The 24,862-nt window shown below is 60.8% G+C and carries 20 protein-coding genes; 14 read left to right on the forward strand and 6 right to left on the reverse strand.

Annotated features, from left to right (window positions below; genetic code table 11):
- The first annotated feature begins 103 nt into the window (after positions 1–103).
- The 4 genes from DWY51_RS00750 (at position 104) to DWY51_RS00765 (ending at position 6,568) form a co-directional block, all read left to right on the forward strand.
- Positions 104–2,062, forward strand: a complete 1,959-nt coding sequence (locus DWY51_RS00750; RefSeq protein WP_158556875.1) for a U32 family peptidase — start codon at positions 104–106, stop codon at positions 2,060–2,062.
- Positions 2,063–2,158: 96 nt separating this feature from the next.
- On the forward strand, positions 2,159–3,370 hold the full coding sequence (gene tyrS, locus DWY51_RS00755; RefSeq protein WP_117769435.1) for a tyrosine--tRNA ligase: 1,212 nt from the start codon (positions 2,159–2,161) through the stop codon (positions 3,368–3,370).
- Between the two features lie 384 nt (positions 3,371–3,754).
- Complete coding sequence (locus tag DWY51_RS00760) at positions 3,755–5,575, forward strand: adenine deaminase (protein WP_117769437.1); 1,821 nt, start codon at positions 3,755–3,757, stop codon at positions 5,573–5,575.
- A gap of 198 nt (positions 5,576–5,773) precedes the next feature.
- Complete coding sequence (locus DWY51_RS00765; RefSeq protein WP_117769439.1) at positions 5,774–6,568, forward strand: Cof-type HAD-IIB family hydrolase; 795 nt, start codon at positions 5,774–5,776, stop codon at positions 6,566–6,568.
- Between the two features lie 119 nt (positions 6,569–6,687).
- Here DWY51_RS00765 and DWY51_RS00770 read toward each other — a convergent pair whose 3' ends face one another.
- From DWY51_RS00770 to DWY51_RS00795, 6 genes are all read right to left on the reverse strand, one after another.
- On the reverse strand, positions 6,688–7,530 hold the full coding sequence (locus DWY51_RS00770) for a Cof-type HAD-IIB family hydrolase (protein WP_117769441.1): 843 nt from the start codon (positions 7,528–7,530) through the stop codon (positions 6,688–6,690).
- Between the two features lie 86 nt (positions 7,531–7,616).
- Positions 7,617–9,035 (reverse strand): citrate synthase, encoded by a 1,419-nt coding sequence (locus tag DWY51_RS00775; protein WP_117769443.1) that lies wholly within the window; start codon positions 9,033–9,035, stop codon positions 7,617–7,619.
- Between the two features lie 77 nt (positions 9,036–9,112).
- Positions 9,113–9,400 carry an ACT domain-containing protein gene (locus DWY51_RS00780; protein ID WP_006235289.1) on the reverse strand — a complete coding sequence of 96 codons (288 nt, stop codon included), beginning with the start codon at positions 9,398–9,400 and terminating at the stop codon, positions 9,113–9,115.
- 396 nt (positions 9,401–9,796) lie between these two features.
- Positions 9,797–10,504: a site-specific integrase gene (locus tag DWY51_RS00785; protein WP_255413485.1), complete on the reverse strand. Its 708-nt coding sequence runs from the start codon at positions 10,502–10,504 to the stop codon at positions 9,797–9,799.
- 18 nt (positions 10,505–10,522) lie between these two features.
- On the reverse strand, positions 10,523–10,774 hold the full coding sequence (locus DWY51_RS00790) for a helix-turn-helix transcriptional regulator (RefSeq protein ID WP_006235292.1): 252 nt from the start codon (positions 10,772–10,774) through the stop codon (positions 10,523–10,525).
- Positions 10,775–10,783: 9 nt separating this feature from the next.
- Positions 10,784–11,296: a DUF2975 domain-containing protein gene (locus DWY51_RS00795; protein ID WP_006235293.1), complete on the reverse strand. Its 513-nt coding sequence runs from the start codon at positions 11,294–11,296 to the stop codon at positions 10,784–10,786.
- A gap of 135 nt (positions 11,297–11,431) precedes the next feature.
- Between DWY51_RS00795 and DWY51_RS00800 the strand changes: the two genes are divergently transcribed.
- The 10 genes from DWY51_RS00800 to DWY51_RS00845 all read left to right on the forward strand — a co-directional run bounded on the left by DWY51_RS00800 (position 11,432) and on the right by DWY51_RS00845 (position 24,839).
- On the forward strand, positions 11,432–13,663 hold the full coding sequence (locus tag DWY51_RS00800; protein WP_117769447.1) for a hypothetical protein: 2,232 nt from the start codon (positions 11,432–11,434) through the stop codon (positions 13,661–13,663).
- Positions 13,660–14,400, forward strand: a complete 741-nt coding sequence (locus DWY51_RS00805) for an ATP-binding cassette domain-containing protein (protein WP_117769450.1) — start codon at positions 13,660–13,662, stop codon at positions 14,398–14,400. The genes DWY51_RS00800 and DWY51_RS00805 overlap by 4 nt, the downstream gene beginning before the upstream one ends.
- A 279-nt stretch (positions 14,401–14,679) precedes the next feature.
- Positions 14,680–16,368: an ATP-binding cassette domain-containing protein gene (locus tag DWY51_RS00810; protein ID WP_158556876.1), complete on the forward strand. Its 1,689-nt coding sequence runs from the start codon at positions 14,680–14,682 to the stop codon at positions 16,366–16,368.
- A gap of 1 nt (position 16,369) precedes the next feature.
- Positions 16,370–16,714: a hypothetical protein gene (locus tag DWY51_RS00815; protein WP_006235302.1), complete on the forward strand. Its 345-nt coding sequence runs from the start codon at positions 16,370–16,372 to the stop codon at positions 16,712–16,714.
- Positions 16,715–17,081: 367 nt separating this feature from the next.
- Positions 17,082–17,507: a 50S ribosomal protein L31 gene (gene rpmE, locus DWY51_RS00820; protein WP_006235303.1), complete on the forward strand. Its 426-nt coding sequence runs from the start codon at positions 17,082–17,084 to the stop codon at positions 17,505–17,507.
- 339 nt (positions 17,508–17,846) lie between these two features.
- Complete coding sequence (gene secA, locus DWY51_RS00825; RefSeq protein ID WP_117769454.1) at positions 17,847–20,654, forward strand: preprotein translocase subunit SecA; 2,808 nt, start codon at positions 17,847–17,849, stop codon at positions 20,652–20,654.
- Entirely contained in the window at positions 20,654–21,802 is a 1,149-nt protein-coding gene (gene prfB, locus DWY51_RS00830; protein WP_117769456.1) for a peptide chain release factor 2, read from the forward strand. Before secA ends, prfB begins: the two co-directional genes overlap by 1 nt.
- Positions 21,803–21,967: 165 nt before the next feature.
- A complete protein-coding gene (locus DWY51_RS00835) occupies positions 21,968–22,858 on the forward strand; it encodes a YitT family protein (RefSeq protein ID WP_006235307.1) in 891 nt (296 codons plus the stop codon).
- 207 nt (positions 22,859–23,065) lie between these two features.
- On the forward strand, positions 23,066–23,896 hold the full coding sequence (locus DWY51_RS00840) for a transketolase (RefSeq protein WP_117769458.1): 831 nt from the start codon (positions 23,066–23,068) through the stop codon (positions 23,894–23,896).
- Between the two features lies 1 nt (position 23,897).
- The gene (locus DWY51_RS00845) at positions 23,898–24,839 is read left to right on the forward strand and encodes a transketolase family protein (RefSeq protein ID WP_117769460.1); all 942 of its coding nucleotides are present in this window, start codon (positions 23,898–23,900) and stop codon (positions 24,837–24,839) included.
- The last annotated feature ends 23 nt before the right edge of the window (positions 24,840–24,862 follow it).

Raw genomic sequence — 24,862 nt, forward strand, 5'->3', positions numbered from 1 at the left:
ATAAGTTATTACACGATAAACCAAACGGGGCGCGCGAGGCCTCGTGTATGCTGGAAGACGGCATTTTTCAGAGTGAATGCATACCTTGGTAAGGAGTTTGTCGATGGCGATTCGGACGATGGGGCCGAGCGGACAACACAAGACTGGATTGGATGCTGCCGGTGCGGCGCTGCCCGAGCTGCTGGCGCCGGCGGGCGGGCTCGACCAGATGCTTGCGGCCATCGCCGCGGGCGCCGATGCCATCTATGCGGGGTTGGGCGGCTTTAACGCCCGTGTGAGCGCTCATGGCTTTACGGATGACGAGTTTGCGCGCGGTTGTGCCGTGGCGCATGCTCATGGCGTGCGTGTGTACGTAACGCTCAACGTGTTCGTGTTTGACGATGAGTTGTCCGACGCGGTGGCGTTGGGAGCTCATGCACTGGAGCTGGGCGCCGATGCTCTGATTGTCGCCGATGCCGGGTTGGCCTGCGCGCTGCGCGCGGCGATTCCCGGGGTCGAGATTCACCTGTCCACGCAGGCGGGCGTTCATAGCGAAGGCGCCGTGCGGCTTGCCGCCGATGAGCTGGGAGTCGAGCGCGTGACGACGGCACGCGAGCTGGCGGTCGACGAGATTGCGGCGCTATGTGCCACGGGCGTGCCCATCGAGGTATTCTGCCACGGTGCGATTTGCATCGGCTATTCGGGGGCGTGCGAGTTTTCGGCCCTGCGGCGTGGGCGCTCGGCGATGCGCGGCGACTGCACGCAGCCGTGCCGTCTGGCGTACGACCTGGTGGACGAGGCGGGACAGAGCGTTGTCGCCGTCGAGGGAGATCGCCTGCTGTGCCCGCGCGACTATCTGGGTATTGCACATCTGCCCGAGCTTGTAGATGCCGGCGTGGCGTCGCTCAAGATCGAGGGGCGCATGAAGAACCCCGATTACGTATTCAACGTGGTGCGGGTGTGGCGCCGGGCACTCGATATGCTGCGCGACGGCGCGTGGGACCCCGACGCCGTGGAAGAGCTTGAACGCGAGCTGGGGAGGTCGTTTAACCGTGGGTTTACCGATACGTACCTGCGAGGGCGTTCGGGTGCCGAGCTGATGAGCTTTGAGCGCGCAATTAACCAGGGCGTGCGCGTGGGGCGTTTGGTCGCTGTGGGCCACGAAGAGGTGACCGTTGAGCTCGACGCCGCCGTGGCGGCGGGTGACACGCTCGAGATTCGGTTCTATCCGGGTGTCGACGCGCGTCCCGATGTGCCCAAGCGCTGGCCGCAGGTGCCCTGCCCGGTGGATGCCGCAGCGGGGAAGCGCGTCGTCGTGCATTGCAAGCGTAAGGTGGACGCGGGCTGCGAGGTATACCTGATTCGCAGCGCCGGCGTGTTGGATCAGACGGCGGCGGTGTTGGAGCGCATGCGGGCCGAGGCGGATGCGATTGCGCCCGTTGCGCGTGCCGTTGAGGTGCTGCCCTTTGAGGGCGTTGCGGTGGATGGCGGTGCGTCGACGGAGTTGGTGGAGTGCGCGGTTCCCGCTCGCATGGTTTTTGCTTGGCAGCTGATGGATGCCGACCCGCGCGGAGAACTCGATTTGTCCGACGCCGTTGTGGTGCTTGACGAAGTGTGCCGCACGGGTGACGCTGACTGGACCCGCTCACTGATGCAGCGTGCCAGGCGTGTCGTCTGCCGCAGCCTGGGACAGGTGGTGATCGCTCGCGAGCTGGGCGTGACGTTTGACGTGGCGGCGCCGGTGTTCTGCGCGAATCGGGCCACGCTTACCTGGCTGCGCGGACTCGGTGCGGGGCGGGTGTACTTGCCGGCCGAGTTGCTCGGCAATGATGCGGAGCGTATTGCCGAACTGGCCGCTGAACCCGGCGTCTTGGGTCCGGTCGACGCCGCCCGTCCCGAGCTTATGGTGTGCGAGCACTGCCTGCTGACCGCCGAGGGCGTCTGTGCCACCGATGCGACGGGACAGGTCCGTTGCCGCGACTGCTTGCGTCGTCGGCAGGTGCGCTATCTGGTCGAGCGTGACGGTACACGTCTGCCAGTTGCCATCGACGCATGCGGCAGGACGAGGATTTTCCTGTCGTAGGTGCTGCGTCGCGTCAGTTTGTTATCATATGAGAGTTTATGGACTTCCAGCACCGCCGTTTTCGGCGAGGGTGCTATAGCAAAAGGAGGATACCCAATGCTGTCTGTTGACGAGCAAATGCGTATCATCACCTCGGGCGCTGCGAAGATCGTCCCCGAGGCCGACCTTCGCAAGAAGCTTGAGAAGGGCGAGCCCCTCAACATCAAGCTCGGCGTCGATCCCACCAGCCCCGACCTGCACCTGGGCCACGCCGTGCCGCTGCGCAAGATGCGTCAGTTCCAGGACCTGGGCCACAACGTCACCCTCATCATCGGCAACGGTACCGCACTGATCGGCGACCCCTCGGGCAAGAATTCCACCCGCCCGCAGCTTTCTCAGGAGCAGATCGAGGCTAACGCCGAGACCTACGTGAGCCAGGCCATGAAGATCCTGGACCCCGAGAAGACCACCATCGTGCACAACGGCGACTGGATCTTGTCGATGGATCTGGCCGGTCTGCTGCAGGTGTGCTCCAAGTTCACCGTCGCCCGCATTCTTGAGCGCGATGACTTTACCAAGCGCTACCAGTCCCAGACGCCGATCGCCCTGCACGAGTTCCTGTATCCCGTGATGCAGGCATACGATTCGGTCATGATTAAGGCTGACGTGGAGATGGGCGGTACCGACCAGCTTTTCAACCTGCTCGCCGGCCGTGAGCTCATGGAGAAGATGGGCATGGAGCCGCAGATCGCGCTCACCATGCCGCTGCTCGAGGGCACCGATGGCGTACGTAAGATGTCCAAGTCCTATGGCAACTACATCGGTCTGACCGACGCGCCCAAGGATATGTTCGGCAAGACCATGTCCATCCCCGACGAGATGATCGGCAAGTACTACCGCCTGGCGAGCTCGCTCACTCCGGCCGAGGTCGACAAGATCGACGCTGCCCTGGCCGATGGCTCTGCCGACCCCTACGAGCTCAAGCGCGCTCTGGGCCGTGACCTGTGTGACACCTACCACGGCGCCGGTGCCGGCGACGAGGCTCAGGCCGAGTTCGACCGCGTGTTCAAGGAGGGCCAGCTCGCCGACTTCCCCGAGAAGCACGTTGAGCTGACTGTTAACGACGAGGGCCAGATCTACCTCGCCGGCCTGCTCAAGGACTTGGGTCTTTCGGCGAGCGCCGGCCAGGCCCGTCGCGATATCGACGGCGGCGGTGTCAAGATCAACGGCAAGGCCGTGGCTCCCAAGAGCTATAACATCGATCCCAGCGCCCTCAAGCTGGGCGACACCCTCTCCGTAGGCAAGCGCAAGGGCTTTAAGTTGATTTAGTTCCGCCGTTCTAACGAACGGCGGACCGGCCGACGCTGCGCGGGCCGCATTTGGACAATCTGACGTTCAACTTCAAGGGCACGACCAGAAGGTCAGCGCCCTTTCGTTTCACGTCACCTTGTCTCAAATGCGGCCCGCTCGCTGGCGTTGCCAAAACATCGGCGCTTCCGTTGTTGGCACTTGGGGACGTTCCTTTTGTGCCGGCACTTTGGGACACTCCTTGTCATTGGTGCAAAGCAACCTGTCCCCATTGCACCAAGTGGCGGATGCCGTTAAACGGAGGGCCGTATTGCTGACCCATCGTTTGGGCATACAATGGCTGTTGGCTTGCTGCGGTGAAGGCTCGTCCGCTCCGCAGTTATTTCTACAGTTAAAGGAGTATGTATGTCCGTTGAGGTCATGAGGTCTGTGATCGATGCTGCCGAGGGGCGCGTGCCCGTCGACACGCTGTTTACCAATGCACAGATTGTCGACGTGTATGGCCAGCGTGTGGCGCCCGGCAGCGTTGCCGTCAAGGACGGTGTGATCGTCGGCGTGCTCTACGATGGTCGCGACGATGCCGCCGGCACCTACGAGGCTGCCGAGGTCATTGACTGCCAGGGCCGCTATCTCGCCCCCGGCTTTATCGACGGACATCTGCACATTGAGTCCTCGAACATCCGTCCCGCCGAGTATGCGCGCATGGCGGCGACGCGCGGTACCACCACCGCCATTGCCGACAGCCACGAGATCGCCAACGTGGCGGGGCTCGACGGCCTGCGCTTTATGATCGAGGACGGTCGCCGCGCGCCCATTTCCATCAAGTACATGATGCCCTCATGCGTGCCCGCGCTGCCCGATGAGCAAGCGGGCGCTGTGATTACCGCTGCTGACATGCAGGCGTTTTTTGCCGAGCATCCGGGCGACGTTTTTGGCCTGGGCGAGATGATGAACCTGCCGGGCGTCTTTATGGCCGATCCCGAGACCTGCGCTCGCATCGATGCTGCCAACCAGACGCCGTCCAAGCAGGTCGACGGCCATGCGCCGCTCGTTGCCGGCAAGGACCTCAATGCCTATGCCGCGGCGGGTATTATTGCCGACCACGAGTCGACGATTCCCGAGGAGGCGCTCGACAAGCTGTCTCGCGGCATGTACGTGATGCTGCGCGAGGGTACGTGCAGCCATGATCTGGCCAACCTGTCGCCGATGCTGCTGGAGAATCCCGCGCGCGCCCGCCGCTGCTGCTTTGCGACTGACGACCGCGCTCCTTCCGATGCGCTTGCAACCGGCATGATCGACAATGCCTGCCGCGTGGCTATCGAGGCCGGTATTGACCCCGTGGTTGCCATCTCTATGGCGTCCCTGTCCACGGCCGAGGCGTTTGGCCTGGACCACGGTTGCCGCGACCCGCACGAGCTGCGTGGCGCCATCGCCCCGGGCAAGCGTGCCGACCTGCTGGTGCTCAACGACCTGACGTTTGTCACGGCTCCGCATCGCGTGTATGCCGCTGGTGCTCTGGTGGCGCAGGACGGCACCTTTGTGGGCGAGATCGCACCCGAGATGGCCGAGGTTGCGGCCCTTGCCGATGAGCTGCGCGCCTCCGTTAAGCTGCCGAAGCTTTCGCTCGACGTATTCGACTATGCCTTTAAGCCGGGCGAGGCCGTGATTGACGTGGTGCCGGGCAAGGCCATCACGGGCATGGTTCGTCCCGAGAGCGCCGAGGGCCTGCGCCGTATTATGCTGATCGAGCGTCACGGCCGCGGCGTGTCGCTGCAGGCCGAGGGCGCCGACGGTGACGGCCCCGCTGGCCTGGGACTCGTTGGCAAGCATATCGGCCGCGGCTGGGTGCGCGGCTTTACCATCACGGGTGGTGCCATCGCCTCGACGATCGGACACGACTCGCACAACGTGTGCGTCGTGGGCGACAACGCCGCCGATATGATGGCCGCCGTTGATGCCGTGGGCCAGGGCGGTCACGTGCTGGTGCGCAACGGCGAGGTCGTGGCGCGCATTCCGCTGGCGCTCGGTGGCCTGATGAGCGAGGGCACGGCCGAGGATGTCGCCGCGCAGCACGACGACTTTATGGTCAAGGCGCGTGCCATGGGCATCGAGCCGCCGCTCGACCCCATCATGGGCATCATTTTCCTGCCCCTGCCGGTGATCCCGACGCTCCGCATCCGCCCCGAGGGCATGTTCGACGTCACGACCTTCACCTACGCCGACTAGTCATCGGGGACGTTCTTAAACGACTAGTCGTCGGGGTGGCGTGTCACCTGACGCCGCGACCGTGAGACCTCTGGCATGTGTGAGCTATTTGCTAGGTCCTTGTAACGTTTACGCCCGCAGAGTCTTATTTGAGCTCCCTTTGGGTACGTTGGAATTGGATATACGTCCGATTCCATCAAGCCCGAAGGGAGCTTTTCTATGTTTAAACTGATTGCATCCGATATGGACGGCACGTTGCTTGACGAAAACGGCCAGGTGCCTCCCGAGACCTACGAACTGATTCTGGCGCTACACGAGCATGGCGTGCATTTCGCCGCATCGTCAGGCCGTCGTTACGACCGCCTGTGCGAGTTCTTTGCACCTGTTCGCGACAAGATGGACTTTGTCGCCGCTAACGGCGCCCAGGTCTACGCCGACGGTAAGATGGTAGACCGCGAGGTGTATTCGCACCTGGCGATTCGAAGGCTCGCCCAGGCCGTCGCGACGTTTCCCAATCTGCATCTTGCACTTTTTGACCGAACCAAGTCCTTCTTGCTCGATGACGAGTGCAAGTTCGTGCGTGAGGTCGATAAGGACCTTCCCAATGCCGAGCGCATTTGGGAGCTGCCTGATCCCAGCGTAAATATCATCAAGGCGAGTATCTTTTGCGATGACGGTGCCGTTATGGACAGCGCTTACGTACTACAGCGCGAACTCGGTCAGCTCTTTACTTTTGCGCCTTCGGGCAACGCGTGGATCGATGCCATGCAGCCCGGCGTGTCGAAGGCCTCGGGCATCGCACAGCTCATGGAGCACTATGGAGTCGAACGCGACGAGGTTATGGCGTTTGGCGACTCGATGAACGACTACGAGATCATTCGCTTTGTCGGTACGGGCTGCGCGATGGAAAACGCGCGCCCCGCGCTCAAGGCAGTGGCCGATCGCGTGGTGGGGCGCAACCGCGACCACGCCGTCCAGCAGGAGCTCCGCCACGTTTTGGAGAGCCTCGCCTGATCCGGCAGTTGGGGACGTTCCTTTTCCGCCGGCAGTGGGGGACAGTCCTTGCAACTTTTTTGCGAAGAGTGTCCCCAACGACTAGTCGTTTAAGAACGTCCCCAATGACTGACCAATGACTAGGCAAGGGCGGCCATGATGGTGCGGGCGACGCCGTCGTGGTCGTTGTCGTATTCGGTGATGGCGTCGGCGGCCTCGCGGTCTTCGGACTCGGCGTTGATCATGGCCATGCCGTGGCCCGCTGCCTGCAGCATGGGGATGTCGTTGATGTTGTCGCCGAACGCCCAGGCGTCGGCGAGACGCTTGCCCAGGTATTCGCATAGCCACGTGAGGGCCGTCCCCTTGGTGGCGCCCTCGCCCATGACCTCGATATTCATGGCGTACGAACGCGTGACCTCAATGCCTCCGAGCGTGTCGAGCGCCGTCGCGATGGCGTCGCGATCGGCCGGGTTGTGCCAGTACATGGCGATACGTTCGAGCGTCTCGACCTCGTCGATCTTGCTGTCGATATCCATGTCGATCGGCGTTCGTGTGCGCTTGAGTGAAGCCGCGATGTGGGGGTCACCGCCGCAGAACTCATCCAGGCGCCCGTATAGCGAGCGGGGGAGGAAGCACTGTCCATCCGCGAAGATATCGAAGGTCACATCGTGGCCGGCGGCAATGCGATGGATGCGGTGGGCAATGCCGCAATCGAGCGGTCGGCTCAAAATGCGCGTAGCACGTGAGGTGTCGGTGGGCGTATCTTCGTCGAGCCGCCAGACGCTGGCGCCGTTGGCGCAGACCGCGTAGTGCACGGCGGGATGGGCGAGAATGGGCTCAAAGATGCCCGACAGCGGGCGCCCCGTGCAGGGAACAAACTCGATGCCACGACGTGCGAGCTCGTCGAGCATTGCCCAAGTGGCGTCGCTCATCTGCTTATCGCTCGTCAGCAGCGTCCCATCCATATCGGAAAACACAATCATTCGTTGCGATCCTTTCTACTGGCATAAAAAGTGTGGCCAAGGGCTTGGGTCCCTGGCCACGCTCGAGTTCTATAACGGTCCGCGTCCTAGCGGTCAGCGAGCGGCTTGTACTCCAGCGGCTCGATCACCGGACGATAGGCCGGGCGAATAATACGGTGCGCGCAGAAGAGCTCTTCCATGCGGTGCGCAGACCAGCCGGCCATGCGGGCGACGGCGAACAGCGGCGTAAAGAGCGTCTCGGGCACGCCGAGCATCTTGTAGATAAAGCCCGTGTACAGGTCGATGTTGGCACAGATGGGCTTGGTCATGCCGTGATCGCGCATCACTTGCGGGGCCAGGCGCTCGATGCGCTCGATGAGCGCGAACTCCTCGCCCAGGTCCTTCTTGGCGGCAAGCGTGCGCGCGTAACGACGGCACACCTCGGCACGCGGGTCGCTCAGCGTGTAGACGGCGTGGCCCATACCGTAGATGAGACCCGTGCCGTCGAAGGCCTGCTTGTCGAGGATCTTGCCCAGGTAGGCTGCGACCTCGTCCTCGTCCTCCCAATTGGAGACATGCGCGCGGATGTCCTCGTGCATGGAGACAACCTTGGCGTTGGCGCCACCGTGGCGCGGGCCCTTGAGTGAGCCGATAGCCGCGGCGTAGGCGGAATACGGGTCGGTGGCCGAGGAGGACAGCACGCGGCAGGCAAACGTGGAGTTGTTGCCGCCTCCGTGTTCGGCATGCAGCATGAGCATCACGTCGAGCAGCATGGCTTCGTCGCGGGTGAATGCCATGCCGCCGCGCAACACCTGCAGGATGGTCTCGGCGGTGGAGAGACCGGGTGTGGGGTGCGGTACATGAACCTCGGAGCCGCGGCGCTTGGCGACCGAGGCCATATGCGCGAAGGCGGCGATGCGGGGGAGACGGGCGAGCATGGAGATGGCGACGTCGATTTCGTGCTCGGGCGTAATGGCGTCGGGCTCGGCGTCGAAGGCGTAGAGCAGCAGCACGGCGCGCTGAAGCACATTCATGATGCTCGACGACACCGTGGTCATGGGGAACTCTTTGACGTACTCATCGCTCAGGTGCCTAAAAGCGCCCAGACGTCCGCAAAAACCGTCGAGCTCCTCTTTGTTGGGCAGCGAGCCCGTGATGAGCAGGTAGGCGACCTCTTCGTAGCCATAGCGATTCTCGGCCTGGGCGTTGTTGACCAGGTCCTCGATGCTGTAGCCGCGCAGCGTAAGCTTGCCCTGGTCGGGCACGACTTTGCCGTCGACCTTGTTGTAGCCGTGCACGTCCGAGATGCGGGTAAGGCCCGCGACCACGCCCGAGCCATCGGCATTGCGCAGGCCGCGCTTGACGTTATGCTCTACGAACAGGCCCTCGTCGTACGGGGCGGTCGGCAGGCCGTGGTAGAGGCTTTCACTCTCAGACGAAATCTGACGGCTCGCCTCGTAATCCAGAACCAGGCGGCTCAGGTGATCGTCGAAGCGGTAGTAGATTTTCTTGGCGTCGTAGGCCATGCGCGCTCCTCTCCGGTCCGCTTTGGGGCCGCGCGCTTGGACGATATGACGTCAAGCTGCCCCGAGCGGCTTGTTCACTACAGGCGGTACATAAAGTTAAAGACGTCCTCGCGCTGGATGGACACGTTGACGCCCGAAAGCTCGCCGGCCTCGGCCAGGGCCTTCTGCAGCTCGGCGAAGTCGAGCTTGGACTCGGCGGTGTCGGCCAGCATGGTCATGGTGAAGATGTCCTCGATAATGGACTGCGTGATGTCGCGGATGTCGACGTTGGCCTCGCCCAGAACGCGGGTGACGCCGGCGACGATGCCGGGGCGGTTCTTGCCAAGGACGGTGATGACGATACGGGAGGACGAGATCTCGGCCATGGGAAACCCTTTCGCGTGGTTGCGGCGCGCGCGGGGCGCTCCGCTACGGTACAGTGTTCATCATTGTACCTGTCTGGCGCAAAAAAGGCGCGCTCGCTGCGGCGTTACATGCCTGCAACATGAGCGTAAGGGGGAAGGCCGTACGGGGAAGAGCCGTCTGGCGCGTGTCCGGCTCGTGTTGGGTTGATTTCCGATCTCAGCCGAACACATTGAGCGGACAGGCCGTTCCCGCAGTCAGCCGAACGCCTCCGACGGCTGATTCCGAACTGGAAGCGGAGGGCATCCCCGCCCTTCGGTAGGGGATACCGCTCCGCGGCGCATGCCGCGGGCGGCGCCCCTATCGGACCACCGTGACCTCAGTTGGGATGGGCCCAGCACTGCCGCGTACTCGGTGAGCTAGAGCCAACTGTTCATCTTCACGTCGCGTATGGCGATATTTCGGTCGTCCGGCTCGGTGATGCCGTAGCCGAACGCCTGGAGCGTCTCGATGGACTCCTGGATCCTCTGTTGGAACATGGGACCCGGATCGACCCTCGGCCCGAGGTGCCCGCGCCAAAGGCACGGCGTGGCGCGCAGCATGTTATGGATTTTGGAGATGGGCTCGATGTCGGCGTAGACGTTGAGCGTCGCCATGGCGTCCTTGTGGCCGAGGATCGATTGGAGCGCCTTGATATCGCCGCCTTGGCGGATCCACTGCGTTGCGAACGTGTGGCGAAGGCCGTGGAACGTGATCAGCTCGTCGTTGGTGCCCATGAGGCCGTTGGTCTCCGAGAACGTCTTGAGCGCCCTGCGGATATAGCTTGTCGTCGCGAAGGTCGCGCCCGGCTCCGACAGGATGTAGCAGTCCCCGATCTCGACCGCCCCGGTAAGGCCGCGCAAGCGCAGCTTTCCGCAGTCGATCTCGTGGGTCTCCTTCAGGAAGGGGAGTAGGCCGACCGGGTCGATGGGGATACCCCTGGCGTCATGGGTCTTGGTGTCCTTGATGAACGAACCCATTCCCTTCGCGTACGCCACCGAGTGTCTGATCGAGATCAGGCCCGTCTCGAAATCCACATCGCACCACCGAAGGCCGCAGACCTCGCCGATTCGCATCCCCGTGTGCAGGGCGAGTACGACCGCCCTCTAATCCTCGGCGGACCAATCGAGTCCGAACTCCTTTCGGGCATCCTCTTCGCTCATGACTTCGAGAAGGTCTCCGGGTTGGCAACGAAGGGCGAGGCATAGCTGTTCGAGTGTGTTGAAGCGAATGCCGCGAATATGCCCTTTTTTAATACGGGACAGGTTCACGGGCGTGGTTCCAATCCTTTCGGCAAGTTCGTTCGAGGAAATCTTTCGCTCGGCCATGATCTTGTCGAGGCGAACAATTACGGGCATGGCGTTTCCTTACGCAATCTCGTCGGAGTCGAGGTACAGCTCTCGGGCGTACAAGAAGAGCTGGGAAAGCATGAACAGGACGATGCCGAGAACCAGAGAGGTCCAATCGAATGATGAAGCGATCTCTTGGGCGCCGACGGCCCCCTCGCCGCCAAACATCGAAACGGAGGTTTTGAGTGAGCCGGCGTAGAGGCTGGTGGCAGCTTGAACAACGAAGAGAATGCCGAGCACCTTCAAGCATGTCGCAGACCCTTTCTTGAAGGGGTCTCCGCTCTTGATCGTCCACACGAGAACGGCGCTGAGGATGGTCGTAGCGATACCGATGACGGCAGGGACCAATGTCGAGATCGCAAGGGCTGGATACGCGGGGGAGTCTGCAATTACAGGGTTGTCGAGCACTTCGATTGCTGGCTTTAAGGAGAACGCCACTTGTGCGATGGCGGTGGCGCAAAGGGTCGCAGAGGCTATCGCACATGCGATGCGGAAGGAATGAAGCCGGGGAGTGCGATTGTCGGAACTCATAATAACCTCCGAAGAATTTAAAAAACTCAGGTTACTTTTTAACAGTTTATGTTAAATTGACTTTGCCGGCAAGTAATAAGGGCCGAGCATTTTGTTCGGCCCCTCTGTTCCGACTGGATGAGGTTAAGGTTGGCGATGAATATGCTCAAAATCTCGAAGGCGATCTTTAGGTCGCTTCTCTCCTCCAGGTCGCTCTGTGTTGTCGTTGTTGCGTTGATGGCTCTTTGTGCTCTGCCCGTCTTCAGGAGCGCGGCTGGCATCGACGGACGGGTCGAATACCTCGAGTCGGGAATAACCCGTGTTGAGCAGGAATTGTCAGCATCCTATGCGGATGCGCTTGTGAATGCGGGGGAGGACGGTGTCTATACCTCTTCATCAAGCATGCCCGCGCTTCTGTACCCTCTTGCCGCGGGACGTCTTATCTTGGCACCGCTCTCTCCCCTACTTCCGTTTCTGCAGATATCGGATGGAGAGTACACCTATTATGACGGATCGAAGGAGTACTTGCTATGGGTCGCAACGGCCGTTGCCGTCTCGTTCCTTGCCGCGCGTCTTAACAAACGTGAAAAGCTCATCATCCAGGCACCGATGGGCGAGCTGGGTAGACTTGTTGCATCGAGCGTATGGGCGAGTGTTTTTGCAATGCTTGCCGTCCTCGCCATCAATCTTCCAGGGATAATCGCCGCGCTTGTGAAGAATGGCCCGGGCTCGCCGTTCTATCCGATAGGCTACATTCAATATGCGACTCCGGTTATCAAACCGGCTTGGCTGGTGTTCGCGCAGACGGCCATCTTGCAATTCTTGGTGGCAGCGTTCATCTCGCTTGTCGTTCACCTTGCCGTGAAGATTGCCAATAACCCTACGCTTGGAATCGTGTTCGTATGTGCCCTGATGGGGGTGACGATGGTTCCCGGGTATTACGGAAGATCCATCGCTTTACGTGAGTTCGCCCTGTTGAATCCCCTTACGTATGCGAACACTGAGTTGACCGTCGGCGCCTATAGCCCGTACCCGACAACGCAGATAGTGAATCTGCCTGGACTTTGCTTCGAGCGTGGCGCGATTGCCCTCGTATGTGCAATCGGGATCGAGGTGCTGGCAATTAGCCTGCTTTGCGTTGCTGGAAAGAGCGGCTGCGCGTGCCCGATATCCCCGATTTGTCTTGAGAGAGGTTCCTTCACTGCATCGAGAACGGCAACTCGTTCGAGCGCTTGTGCCTCCGCCGTTGCATACGTAAGAACGATGGGGAAACTGCTCCTGCGTTCTCCTACCCTCGCCGTATGCGCGATTGCAATGTCGACGACGATGCTGGCCCCGGCTCTGGTCGAGATGTTTCCTGACGCTGATAACGTTTCCGCTGTTCGGTATAGGGATGGGGAGCTCCGTTCAATAGATCGGTATCTAGAGCAGAACGCTGCGAATATGGACGTCGAGGGCAAAGCGGCCCTGGAAGACATGCGGGATGCTCTTTCGGGTTTCGTGTATGCGCCTATGCCTGCGGAGGGGTTTCGAAGCCTTGCGACGTACGAGCGCGCTCGAGGTGAGCTGGGCGCGGCAGATGCGACTCTCCTGCAATCGATCGGAATCGAGCCGGAGACTCCTTCTCGTGCGGAGGCGCGCGCCCTTCTGCTTGAGTCGATCGCGAGCTTGCCGGACCCCAAGGTTTACGAGTTAAGTACGAAGATGCCCCCATTAATCCTCCTTTCGTATCTCCAGGCAGCGCTTCCCTCCTTATTTTTGCTGTTGCCCGTGGTTGTCACATCGCTCGCGTGCACCCACCTGCAGTGTCGTTCCCTTCTGGTTCTCCAGATCCCCGCAACAGCGCATGTGCGTTTTCTGACGGCTGTTGCGCTGGCTCTCCTGCTTGGCTTGGTGCTGCTTTTGGTGTCGATGGTTCCCGCTGTCGTTGTGTCCGTGATTAAGAACGGTGCGGGTGGATCGGAGTATCCCGTCGCTCTCATTCGGGCGGGAGCTTCGACAACGTCCATGGTGGGGAAGGCGGTGTTGTGCAGTATTCCGTTGCTGGTCATGGCATACGGCGTGATTTCCGTCGTCGCTGCGTTGACAGCAGCGATTAGCCGCAACCCCGTTGTCACCGGAATGGTTTGCGCGGTTCTCTTGGTGTTGGGTTCGTTGAGCGCTCATGTTGAAAGCGTGGGCATGGGCGTCGCGCTGCTGGCTCCATTCGCCTCGTTTGATCCCGCTTCCCAGGTGGGGACGATTGGGTTCCTTGGGCGAGGGACGAACGCGATGCCTTTTGGAGAGGTCGCCGGCGCATCGGGCGCTCTGCTGGTGGTCTTGGGCGCCGTATCTCCGTTGATGGTGCGCCTGAGTGTTCCAAAGATCGAAAGGGGACGATCTCGATGATTGACCTTCAAACGCTGACGATCTCTTATGGAAAGAAGGTGCTCGTAGATTCGGTGAACGCTGAGTTTGCCCCGGGTACGGTCTACGGTCTCGTCGCTCCGAACGGGCATGGAAAGACGACGTTGCTGCGTGCGATGGCAGGTTTGCCGGGTCCTCGCGTGGACGGGAGCATCGTTCTGGATGAGGTGCAGGGTACGGGTGCGAGAGAGGTCCGTTCTATGATCTTCTATGCACCTGGTGAGGGGACGCTGCTGTATCCCGGATTGCGTGCGGAAGATCACCTCAAGATGGTTTGCGATATGTGGCCGCATGCTCGCGATATCGAAGAGATAGTGGAACAAACGCAGATAGGCGAGTTCGCGAAGATGAGGATCCGCACTCTGAGCCAGGGCATGAAGCAGCAGCTTACCCTGGCGATTGCGTATGCGACGGGCGCGCGGTACCTTCTATTAGATGAGCCCATGAACGCGCTCGACCCCAGCAGGGTGGACTTGCATTCCGAGATTCTCAGGAAGCTGGCCGATTCTGGTACGTGCATCATCATGTCATCCCACATCTTGGATTCGGTCGATAGGCTGTGCGATGAGATTCTGTTTTTGAAGGATGGGAGGCTCATTAGAAGCATTCCGCAAGATGATGCTGCGCCGAAGTCTCCTGGATCCCATTTCGCAAAGCCTGCCGGACGCGCCGAGGGTGCGCTAAGCACGTATCGGCGACTCTACGAAAAGGGCGGGTAGAAATGCAAGTTAAAAATCTATGTGGTCAATATAATACCGTTGAACCCGCGTATCGATACCGCTCAGCCATCCGCCTCGCCCCCGTCGCACGTATCTTCATCCGGTCTGTCATTATTAATCTAACGATGCTTTGGGAAATGTGGGTGCTTCCAAATGTACTGTCGACTTCTTCTCAAACTAATCCTAAGAGACAAGGCCGTATGGATCTCTACGCTCGTTCTCGCCGCAGCCTTCTCCATCCCCATTGCGTTCAATTCACCCATCTACGGGCCCTTCTTTATGAAACAGGGCATGCAGAGCTTTGTCGACGCATTCAATACGCGCGCGCCCCAGGCCGGCGGCACAGACCTATCTCCAGAGCAGCAAAATGACGCGGAGCTTGCAAGATACGCGAACGCCGCCCTTGCCGCTCAAACCGACGCCGCCTTTCTCGATTCTGCCGAGAGCTACTACGCGCTCATGGGCGAAGGCTTCCAATCCGGGTCCATCGTGGGAGACCGAGAGACCAATGACGCAGACCTCGCGTATTGCCGCGCCCTGAGCAGCTCCGGCATCACGGATATCCCGGCCTCCGCAAACGACCTGCCATTCCTTTCCTTCCTGCCTTACGCCATTGCCACGGCGCCGTCTTTCCTCCCCTTCATCCCCTTCCTTCTCTCGTCGATACTCGTGCTCGGCGCCACAAGGCCCGGGACCCTGGCGGCGAAGGCGCCCGTGCCCAAATTCCGGCGCCTTATCCAGATCGTGTTTTCGATAATCGTCGCGGGGACCGCGATGCTCCTCGCCGGCCTCGCACCCGGGGGCATTTACGCCTCGGTCCTAAACGGCTTCGGGCAAATTGGGTACCCGATCGCCTTCTTCCATGACGGCGCGCTTACCACCACGACCGCGGGAAACGTCTTCACGACCCTGCTTCTCGCGCTGCTTGCGGGCGGAACCTTGATATCCGTTTGCTCCGCCGTCCTATCGACCGCAACGAGGCGCGTCCTCGCGGGCCCCCTTACCTCCGCGCTGCTTGTCGCGGCTCCGGTATTCCCGTTACTGTCCGATTCGGCACTGGGGCATAGCGCCGCGCTCAATCTCCTGCCGCTGGCCGTGTTCTCGCCTATCGAGGCAACGGGTTACGTAGGATGCTTCCCGACAGAATTCATTGGCTCCGGTTCAGGCAGCGCATCGATGCTTGCCGTGGCCCTGGCATACGTCGCGGTCCTTTTTGCGGTCGGCGCCGTTGCGACACGTTCGCCCAAACAGGCTGGACCCGCTAAAAAGCACCATGGGCTCGAGCTTCTGGACGCGAGCGTGGGATACGGGAGCACGACGATACTTTCAATCGGATCGCTTTTCCTGAGCCCGGGAACGGCGGTGGGCCTCGTTGCTCCCAACGGCTCGGGGAAAACCACCCTTCTTGAAGCGCTGTCGGGCCAATTTCCCACCCGCATCCGCTCGGGAAGCCTGTTGGCAGACGGAATCTGCCAGCGTCGATCAGCCGAATTTGCAGAACTCGTCTACCTGAGCTCTTCGGGCAGCGCGGATCTCTATCCCACGCTATCGGCCATCGAGCACCTTGCTTTCGTTAGGGAGGCGTGGAAATCGGCCGCCGACATCGACTCGCTCTGCGACTCCCTCGGAATCTCCCCATATCTCGACAAGCCGACCCGTAAACTCTCGACAGGAATGAAGCAGCAGGTAAAGCTTGCCATGGCGATAGCGACCGATTGCCCGTACCTCATCCTCGATGAACCGCTGAACGGCCTCGATCCGGGAAAACGGAAAACCTCCTGCGACGCGATGCGCAGCGAGGTGGCGCGGGGACGCAGCGTGCTCATTTCAAGCCATCTACTCGACGACCTGGCAGACCTCACCAACTCGTTCTACTTCATCGAGGCCGGCACGCTCGTGGAAAAGATCGAGTCGTCCTCGCAGACGCTCAAGCAGGAATACCTCGATACATACGAGCGAGGTGAATGACATGAAACTATTTGAACAGTTGAAGTCCAATGCGTCGCGCATGGCTGTCTACGCCATCCTCGTGGCAACGGCTTTATGCGGAATCGCGGCACCTGTCTATGCGCTCAACGGGGAGAAAGGCGATGTCGAACCCGCGTACATGGCTTCGACGGTTAAGGACCGGTACAAAGCCTTCTCTGGAGACACGTTTTACGTAGCAGAGTACGACACGACCTACCGTCAGCTTCGCTACAACAAGGGCTACGACTATCTAGGCGCAGAGGCAATCAGCTATACGTCGGGTTGGTACCGCTCCAACTATGGACACATAACCCAGTTCAAGTGTAACTACCGTGTGTACAACTAAAGCAACCGGCCGGGACGAGGGGTGACGCAAAAGCGTCGCCCCTCGTTTTTAACCATGTCAACTGAACCTAGTTCAGTTTGGTTGATTTCCGATCTCAGCCGAACACATTGAGCGGAAAGGCCGTTCCCGCAGTCAGTCGAACGTCCCCGGGGCCCTTCTCAGGCCCCGGGGACGGCATTTTCCCAGTTGAAGGAACGGTGGAGATGTGTTTCGATGGGTCAGATTCGTGTCGTTCCGAAAAGACCGTGAACCTTTTGTGTGACACGCGGCGCCGTGGTACCATAGCCGAGTTTGTTGTCTTGGTCGGAAACCAAGACGCCTTATGCGCTGATCGGTAACCAGCGCCTGACCAATAAGGAGTCCTACCATGAAGCAGGGTATCCATCCCCAGTATGTCGAGTGCACGGTGACGTGCTCCTGCGGCAACACCTTCAAGACGCACGCTACCGTGTCCGAGATGAAGGTCGAGCTTTGCAACGAGTGCCACCCGTTCTACACCGGCCAGCAGAAGTTCGTCGACACCGGTGGACGCGTCCAGCGCTTCGCCGACAAGTTCGGTGGCGCCGCTGCCGCTCAGCTCAAGAAGGCCGAGGAGGCCAAGGCCGCCAAGGCCGCCAAGGCTGCTGAGGCCGAGGCTGCTCGCAAGGCCGCCGCTGAGGCTAAGGCTGCCGAGAAGGCTAAGCGTGCCGCTAAGTTCGCCGAGGAGGCTGCTAAGCAGGCCGCCGAGGCTCCCGCAGAGGCTCCCGTCGAGGAGGCCGCTGCTGAGGCCGAGACCACCGAGGCTGCTGAGTAAATAGCTCGCCGCGGAATTGCTCGCATTCATGGCATAAGGGCCGCGCATCCGTTTGGGTGCGTGGCCCTTTTCTTTTTATTGGTGCAAGCTAACCCGTCCCCATTGCACCGGGTTGGTGCGAAGGGGCAGATTGGTTTGCGCCAAATGGCAAAGAGACAGCGTTTTCCCAGATAAAAGCTGACAAAATAAACCGGTCCCTTTTTGGCAGGCTGTCGTAGTTATTACGTGGTCGAGTGTGTCGACCGCATAGGCGGCGCCTTGTTTGGCTAAAGTACATTTATCTGTGTTTAACTCGTCCAAGGTTTCATGCCGCGGGCGATGGCCAAAAAGGAAAACCACATGGGATTCATGTCAAAGCTGCTGTCCTTTGGATCCGATAAGGACCTGAAGCGCTACTACAAGATCGTCGACAAGATCAACGGTCTTGAGCCCCAGTTTGAGAAGATGACCGAGGAGGAGCTCCGCGCCCAGACCGATAAGTTCCGTGAGCGCTACGCCAACGGTGAGTCGCTCGACGACATGCTCCCCGAGGCCTTTGCCACCGTGCGCGAAGCTTCCAAGCGCACTATGGGCATGCGTCACTTTGATGTACAGCTCATCGGCGCCATGGCGCTGCACGAGGGCCACATTGCCGAGATGAAGACCGGCGAAGGCAAGACCCTCGTCTCCACGCTGGCCGGCTATCTCAACGCTATCGCCGGTAAGGGCGTGCACGTCGTCACCGTCAACGACTACCTGGCCAAGCGTGACTCCGAGTGGATGGGTCGTATCTATAAGTACTTGGGTATGACCGTCGGTCTGCTGCAGAACAACATGCCGCTCGAGCTTAAGCGCCCGGCCTACCAGGCCGATGTCACGTACGGCACCAACTCCGAGTTCGGTTTCGATTACCTGCGCGATAACATGGTCACCCGCCCCGAGCAGCGTGTGCAGCGCGGTCACAACTACGCCATCGTCGACGAGGTTGACTCCATCCTGATCGACGAGGCCAGAACGCCGCTCATCATCTCGGGCGCCGGCACCAAGTCCGCCAGCACCTACAAGGACTTCGCGCGCGCCGTGCGCGGCCTCGAGCGCGGCGAGGACGTCTCGCACGACATGCTCACCGCCACCGAGGACGTGGAGCCCACGGGCGACTATGTCATGGACGAGGCCAAGCACACCATCGCCGCCACCGAACGCGGCCTTAAGAAGATTGAGCGCCGCCTGGGTATCGATGACATCTATGCCGATCTCTCCGGCCAGCTGGTCAACCACCTGCAGCAGGCGCTGAAGGCCCAGTACATGTTCCACCGCGATAAGCAGTACGTGGTCACCAACGGCGAAGTCAAGATCGTCGACGAGTTCACCGGCCGCATCATGGAAGGCCGTCGCTATTCCGAGGGCCTGCACCAGGCCATCGAAGCCAAAGAGGGCGTGCTCGTGCGCGAGGAGAACCAGACGCTGGCAACCATCACCCTGCAGAACTACTTCCGTCTGTATGACAAGCTCTCCGGCATGACCGGTACGGCGCTCACCGAGGACGCCGAGTTCCGCGAGATCTACAAGCTGCCCGTCGAGGTCATTCCCCCCAACAGGCCCGTGCAGCGTGTTGACCACGAAGACCTGGTGTACCGCACCATCCAGGCCAAGTACAACGCCGTCGCCGACGATGTTGAGCAGCGTCACGCCAAGGGCCAGCCGGTCCTGGTGGGCACCGTCTCTATCGAGAGCTCCGAGAAGCTGTCCGCCGCCCTCACTAAGCGCGGTATCGCGCATGAGGTCCTTAACGCCAAGCACCACGAGCGCGAGGCCCATATCGTTGCCCAGGCCGGCCGCTACGGCGCCGTGACCATCGCCACCAACATGGCCGGTCGTGGTACCGACATCTTGCTGGGCGGCAACCCCGACGAGCTGGTGCGCGAGCGCCTGGAGTACGAGGGCCTGACCATGGAGGACGTGACGCCCGAGCAGCTCGAGCAGTTTAACGCCGAGGCCAAGGAGACCTGCAAGGCCGAGCGCGAGCGCGTGCTTGCCGCCGGCGGCTTGACCGTTATCGGCACCGAGCGCCATGAGTCCCGTCGTATCGACAACCAGTTGCGTGGCCGTTCCGGCCGTCAGGGCGATCCGGGCGAGACCCAGTTCTACCTGTCGCTCGAGGACGATCTGATGCGCCTGTTTGGCGGCGACAAGATGGACCGTGTCTCCAAGATGATGGTCACGGCCGATATGGGCGACGACATGCCCATCCAGCACAAGATCATCTCCAAGGCCGTCGAGAGCGCCCAGCACAAGGTCGAGAGCATCAACTTCTCCATGCGTAAGAGCGTCCTTGAGTACGACGACGTCATGAACAAGCAGCGCCAGGTCATTTACGCCGAGCGCAACAAGATTCTGGACGGCAAGGACCTGACCGACCACATCACCGAGGTCATGCACGACACTGTGTACCGCTGTGTTCAGGAGTTCTGCACCAAGGACAGCCACGAGGGCGAGCGCGATCTTGAGGGCCTGCGTAAGTGGGTCGTCGAGCTGACCGGGCATATCGATACCCCTCAGTTCCCCGACGAGGACTTTGAGGCCCTGGCCGCCGATGTCCTGGCCTATGTTGAGAAGTGCTACAACATGAAGGCCGAGCGCCTGGGCGAGGACCTGATGCGCGAGCTCAATACCCAGGTTATGCTGCGCGTCATCGATACGCGTTGGATGAACTACCTGCAGGAAATGGACTACCTCAAGACCGGTATCGGCCTGCGCGGCTTTGGCCAGCGCGACCCGCTGGTTGAGTATAAGACCGAGGCCTACGGCGCGTTCCAGATGCTCGTCGATACCATGTACGAGGATTACCTGCGCACTGTTCTGCGCATTGAGCTCAAAGCTGCCCCGCAGGCTGTGGAGCACAAGGAGGACCCCGCCCTTAAGGGTGCGCACTTCTCTGGTCCCGCCGAGGTCGATGGCGACAACAGCGATTCGGTACTGCGCAAGCAGGCTCAGGTGCAGGCCCGCACCGCCGTCCAGGGTGGTCCGGCTGCCGTTAACAACGGTGGCAAGGTGACGACCTACCGCAAGTCCGAGAGCGATGACCCTTATGTCAACGTGGGCCGCAACGACCTGTGCCCTTGCGGTAGCGGTAAGAAGTTCAAGTACTGCCACGGCAGGAATCGTTAATGGCCGAGACTCTAGAGGTAACGCCTGCCGAGTTGGACGCATTTGCGGACCGACTCGGCGAGGTCGAGTCGTACCTCCATTTGGACGAGAAGCGCACCCGCGTAACGGAGCTCGAGGCCAAAAGCGTCGCCCCGGGCTTTTGGGACGATGCCGATGCCGCTCGCGCCACGATGGAGGAGATTGCGCGCGCCAAGGAGGACATCGCCGCCGTGGATACCGCGCGTGGTGAGCTTTCCGATGCTCGCGCCGCGTTGGAGCTTGCCGAGGAAATGGGCGATGACCCCGATGCCGCTGCGCTGCGTGAGGAGGCTGCCGCTACGGCGGAGCGCCTATCCCGCGCTATCGACGAGCTTGAGCTTGCGAGCTGGTTTACCGGGGAGTTCGACCATGGCGACGCGATTGTGACCATCAAACCCGGACAGGGTGGCTTGGAGGCCCAGGACTGGACCTTCATGCTCTTTAAGATGTACATGAAGTACTGCCAGCGCCGCGGTTGGAAGGTCACCATCAACGATTGCCCCGCGGCCGAGGTCATCGGCATCGATCGTGCGACCTTTACCGTCGAAGGCAAGGATGCCTTTGGCATGCTTCGTGCCGAGGCCGGTGTTCACCGCCTGGTGCGCATTAGCCCCACCGACGACAAGAAGCGCCGCCAGACTACGTTTGCCGGCGTCGAGGTCATTCCGGTACTACCCGACGATATCGATATCGAGATTAGTCCCGATGACATTCGCGTCGACGTGTACCATGCAAGCGGCCCGGGCGGTCAGGGCGTCAACACCACCGACTCCGCCGTGCGCGTGACGCATTTCCCCAGCGGTATCGTGGTCACGTGTCAAAACGAGCGCAGCCAGATTCAAAACAAGGCCGCTTGCATGCAGATCCTCAAGGCTCGTCTGTACGAGATTGAGCTCGAAAAGCGCGCTGAGGCCCTGGATGAGATTCGCGGGCCCAAGACCACTATCGGCTTTGGCAACCAGATCCGCAGCTATGTGCTCTACCCGTACCAGATGGTTAAGGACCTGCGCACGGGCGTGGAGACCAGCAACGTCGAGGCCGTTCTTGACGACGGCGATCTGGATCCGTTTGTGATTGGCTATCACCGTTGGGCTACCGGCAACGCTGATGCAGAAGGCTCGGAGGTCTAAAACATCGGGCGGCTTCAAGCCGATGCCAAGCCTAACGGTTGGACGGGTTTGTATCCAGAACAAACCCTGCGCAGGGGTGGTTTTTGTTCGGCGAATCGGTAGAATCGAATACAGCAAGAAGTTCAAAGCGCATCCGTTTGGGTGCGCTTTTTTGAGGGAGGCAGCATGGCATATCGTCTGGACATCAAGCGCATTCTTTCGATGAACTTCTTTCACGACCTGCCCCAGATCATGTTGGGGTGTGCCTTGGCCGCCATCGCGACCGACTTGTTTTTGATTCCCAACGGTCTTGCCGCCGGTGGCGTTACGGGCCTTGCGACTATTATCCAGGCTGTCGGCGCGGCGCGAGGCGTGTCGCTTCCCGTCGGTATCCAGACCATCGTGATGAACGCCTTGCTGTTGTTGGTCGTTATGCGCGAGGGTGGCATGTTCTACGTGGTGCAGACCGCGACGGGCTTTGTGCTGCTGGGCTTCTTTACCGATCTGTTCGCCCCGTTTGTAGCACCTCTGGCGGATGCGGACCTGATGCTCCCTGCCATGTGGGGCGGCATTATTACGGGCATCGGTTACGGCATGGTGTTGCGCGCCGGCGCCAACACCGGCGGCTCGGACACGATTGGCCAAATCATCTCGCGTAACACCTCGCTGCCGGTGGGCTCGACCGTCATGGCGATCGATGTTGCCGTATGCGCGCTGTCGGCTCCGGTCTTTTCAATCGAAAACGCACTATATGCAGGCCTTTCGATGGTCATTAGCGGCTACGTGATCGATGCCGTGGTCGATGGTGGCAACAAACGCCGTATGGTACTCATCATCTCGGACAAGTTCCCTGATATCGCTGCCGATATCATGTATGGCCTGGGTCGTGGTTGTACCAAGTTTAAGGCGACTGGCATGTATTCGGGTGCCGAGAAGCCGGTGATTATGGTCATCGTGAGCCGTCGAGAGCTCAATACCCTCAAGACGATCGTGCGCGAGCGCGATCCTCACGCCATTGTGACGGTCGCTGACGTTACGGAAGCCTTCGGCGAGGGATTCAAGGACATTAGCGCGTAGGGTCGACTGCGTTCCATCCAAAAGACGTTCACATTGATAAACCGTTTCATCAGCGGTTCTGCCTGCTCAATTGTTCAAATAATGATAAATACTCTGGTAAAGCTTCCAGTTTCCAGCATAATGAATGACGTACGTGCATTGCGGCTGTGTTGGGATTACCTTCGGTGCCGTGCGCATCTTGTCTTAAGAGGATGAAAGGAAGGCACAATGAGCGACGAAGAGCTCAAAAAGGTTGCCAACGAGGTAAGGAAGGGCATCGTCACCGGCGTGCACGCTGCCAAGTCCGGCCATCCGGGCGGTTCGCTCGGCGCCGCCGACATCATGACCTATCTGTACTTTGAGGAAATGAACGTCGACCCAGCTAATCCCCGCAAGGCCGATCGCGACCGCTTTGTGCTCTCCAAGGGCCATTGCGCTCCGGGCCTGTACGCCGTGCTCGCCGAGCGTGGGTTCTTCCCCAAGGAGGACCTCGAGACGCTGCGCCATATCGGCAGCCACCTGCAGGGTCACCCCAACATGAACGACACCCCGGGCGTCGACATGTCCACCGGCTCGCTCGGCCAGGGCATCTCCACCGCTGTGGGCATGGCCGTTGCCGCCAAGCACTGGGGCGATACTTACCGCACGTACGCCCTGCTGGGCGATGGCGAGAGCGAGGAGGGCCAGGTCTGGGAGGCCGCCATGTTTGCCGGCAACCAGCAGCTCGACAACCTCTGCGTGATCGTCGACCACAACGGCCTGCAGATCGACGGCCCCGTCGAGGAGGTCAACGACCCCATGCCGCTGGCAGACAAGTTCCGCGCCTTCAAGTTCCATGTGGTGGAGCTCGCCGACGGCAACGACTTTGACCAGATCCGCGCCGCCTTTGCCGAGGCCCGCGCCACCAAGGGTCAGCCTACCGCCATTATCGCCGAGACCACAAAGGGCAAGGGCGTCTCCTTTATGGAGAACCAGGTGGGTTGGCACGGTAAGGCCCCCAACGATGAACAGTTTGAGCAGGCCATGGCAGAGCTCACGGCCGCCGGAGAGGAGCTCTAGGATGGCAGATGTCAAGAAAATCGCCACGCGCGTAAGCTACGGCGAGGCCCTCGTCGAGCTCGCCAACGAGCACGATGACTTTGTGGTCCTCGACGCCGACCTGGCTGCCGCCACGCAGACCGGCAAGTTCAAGGCAGCCTGCCCCGACCGCTTCTTCGATGTGGGCATTGCCGAGAGCAACCTGATGGGCGTCGCCGCCGGTATCGCGACCACCGGCCGCGTTGCCTTCGCGAGCACCTTTGCCATGTTCGCTGCCGGTCGCGCCTTTGAGCAGGTCCGCAACTCCATCGGCTACCCGCACCTCAACGTTAAGATCGGTGCCACGCATGCCGGTATCTCGGTGGGCGAGGATGGCGCCACGCACCAGTGCTGCGAGGATATTGCCCTCATGCGCGTCATCCCCGGCATGACTGTGATCGTTCCTGCCGACGACGTCGAGGCCCGCGCCGTAACGCGCGCCGCCTACGAGTGCGACGGTCCGGTGTACATGCGCTTCGCTCGTTTGGCCTCGCCGGTTATCAACGACCCCGAGACCTACAACTTCGAGTTGGGTAAGGGCATTGTCATGCGCGAGGGCGCCGACGTCACCATCATCGCCTGCGGCCTGATGGTCGGCGAGGCTCTCGAGGCCGCCGAGCAGCTCGCTGCCGAGGGCATCGACGCCGAGGTCATCAACATGCACACCATCAAGCCCATCGATGCCGACCTGATCGTCAAGAGCGCCACCAAGACCGGCCACGTCGTGACCGTCGAGGAGCATTCTGTAATCGGTGGCCTGGGCAGCGCCGTTGCCGACGTCCTGTGCGAGCAGTGCCCGACGCCCCTCAAGAAGATCGGCGTCAACGACACCTTTGGCGAGTCCGGCCCGGGTGCCGAGCTCTTGCACAAGTATGGCCTGGACGCCGCCAACATCGTGGCGACCACCAAGGAGTTCTTGGCATAAGGCAAGGCGGATCTCAAGGACTG

The organism is Collinsella sp. AF25-2LB (genome assembly GCF_003458415.1).
In the GTDB taxonomy this organism is placed as follows: domain Bacteria; phylum Actinomycetota; class Coriobacteriia; order Coriobacteriales; family Coriobacteriaceae; genus Collinsella.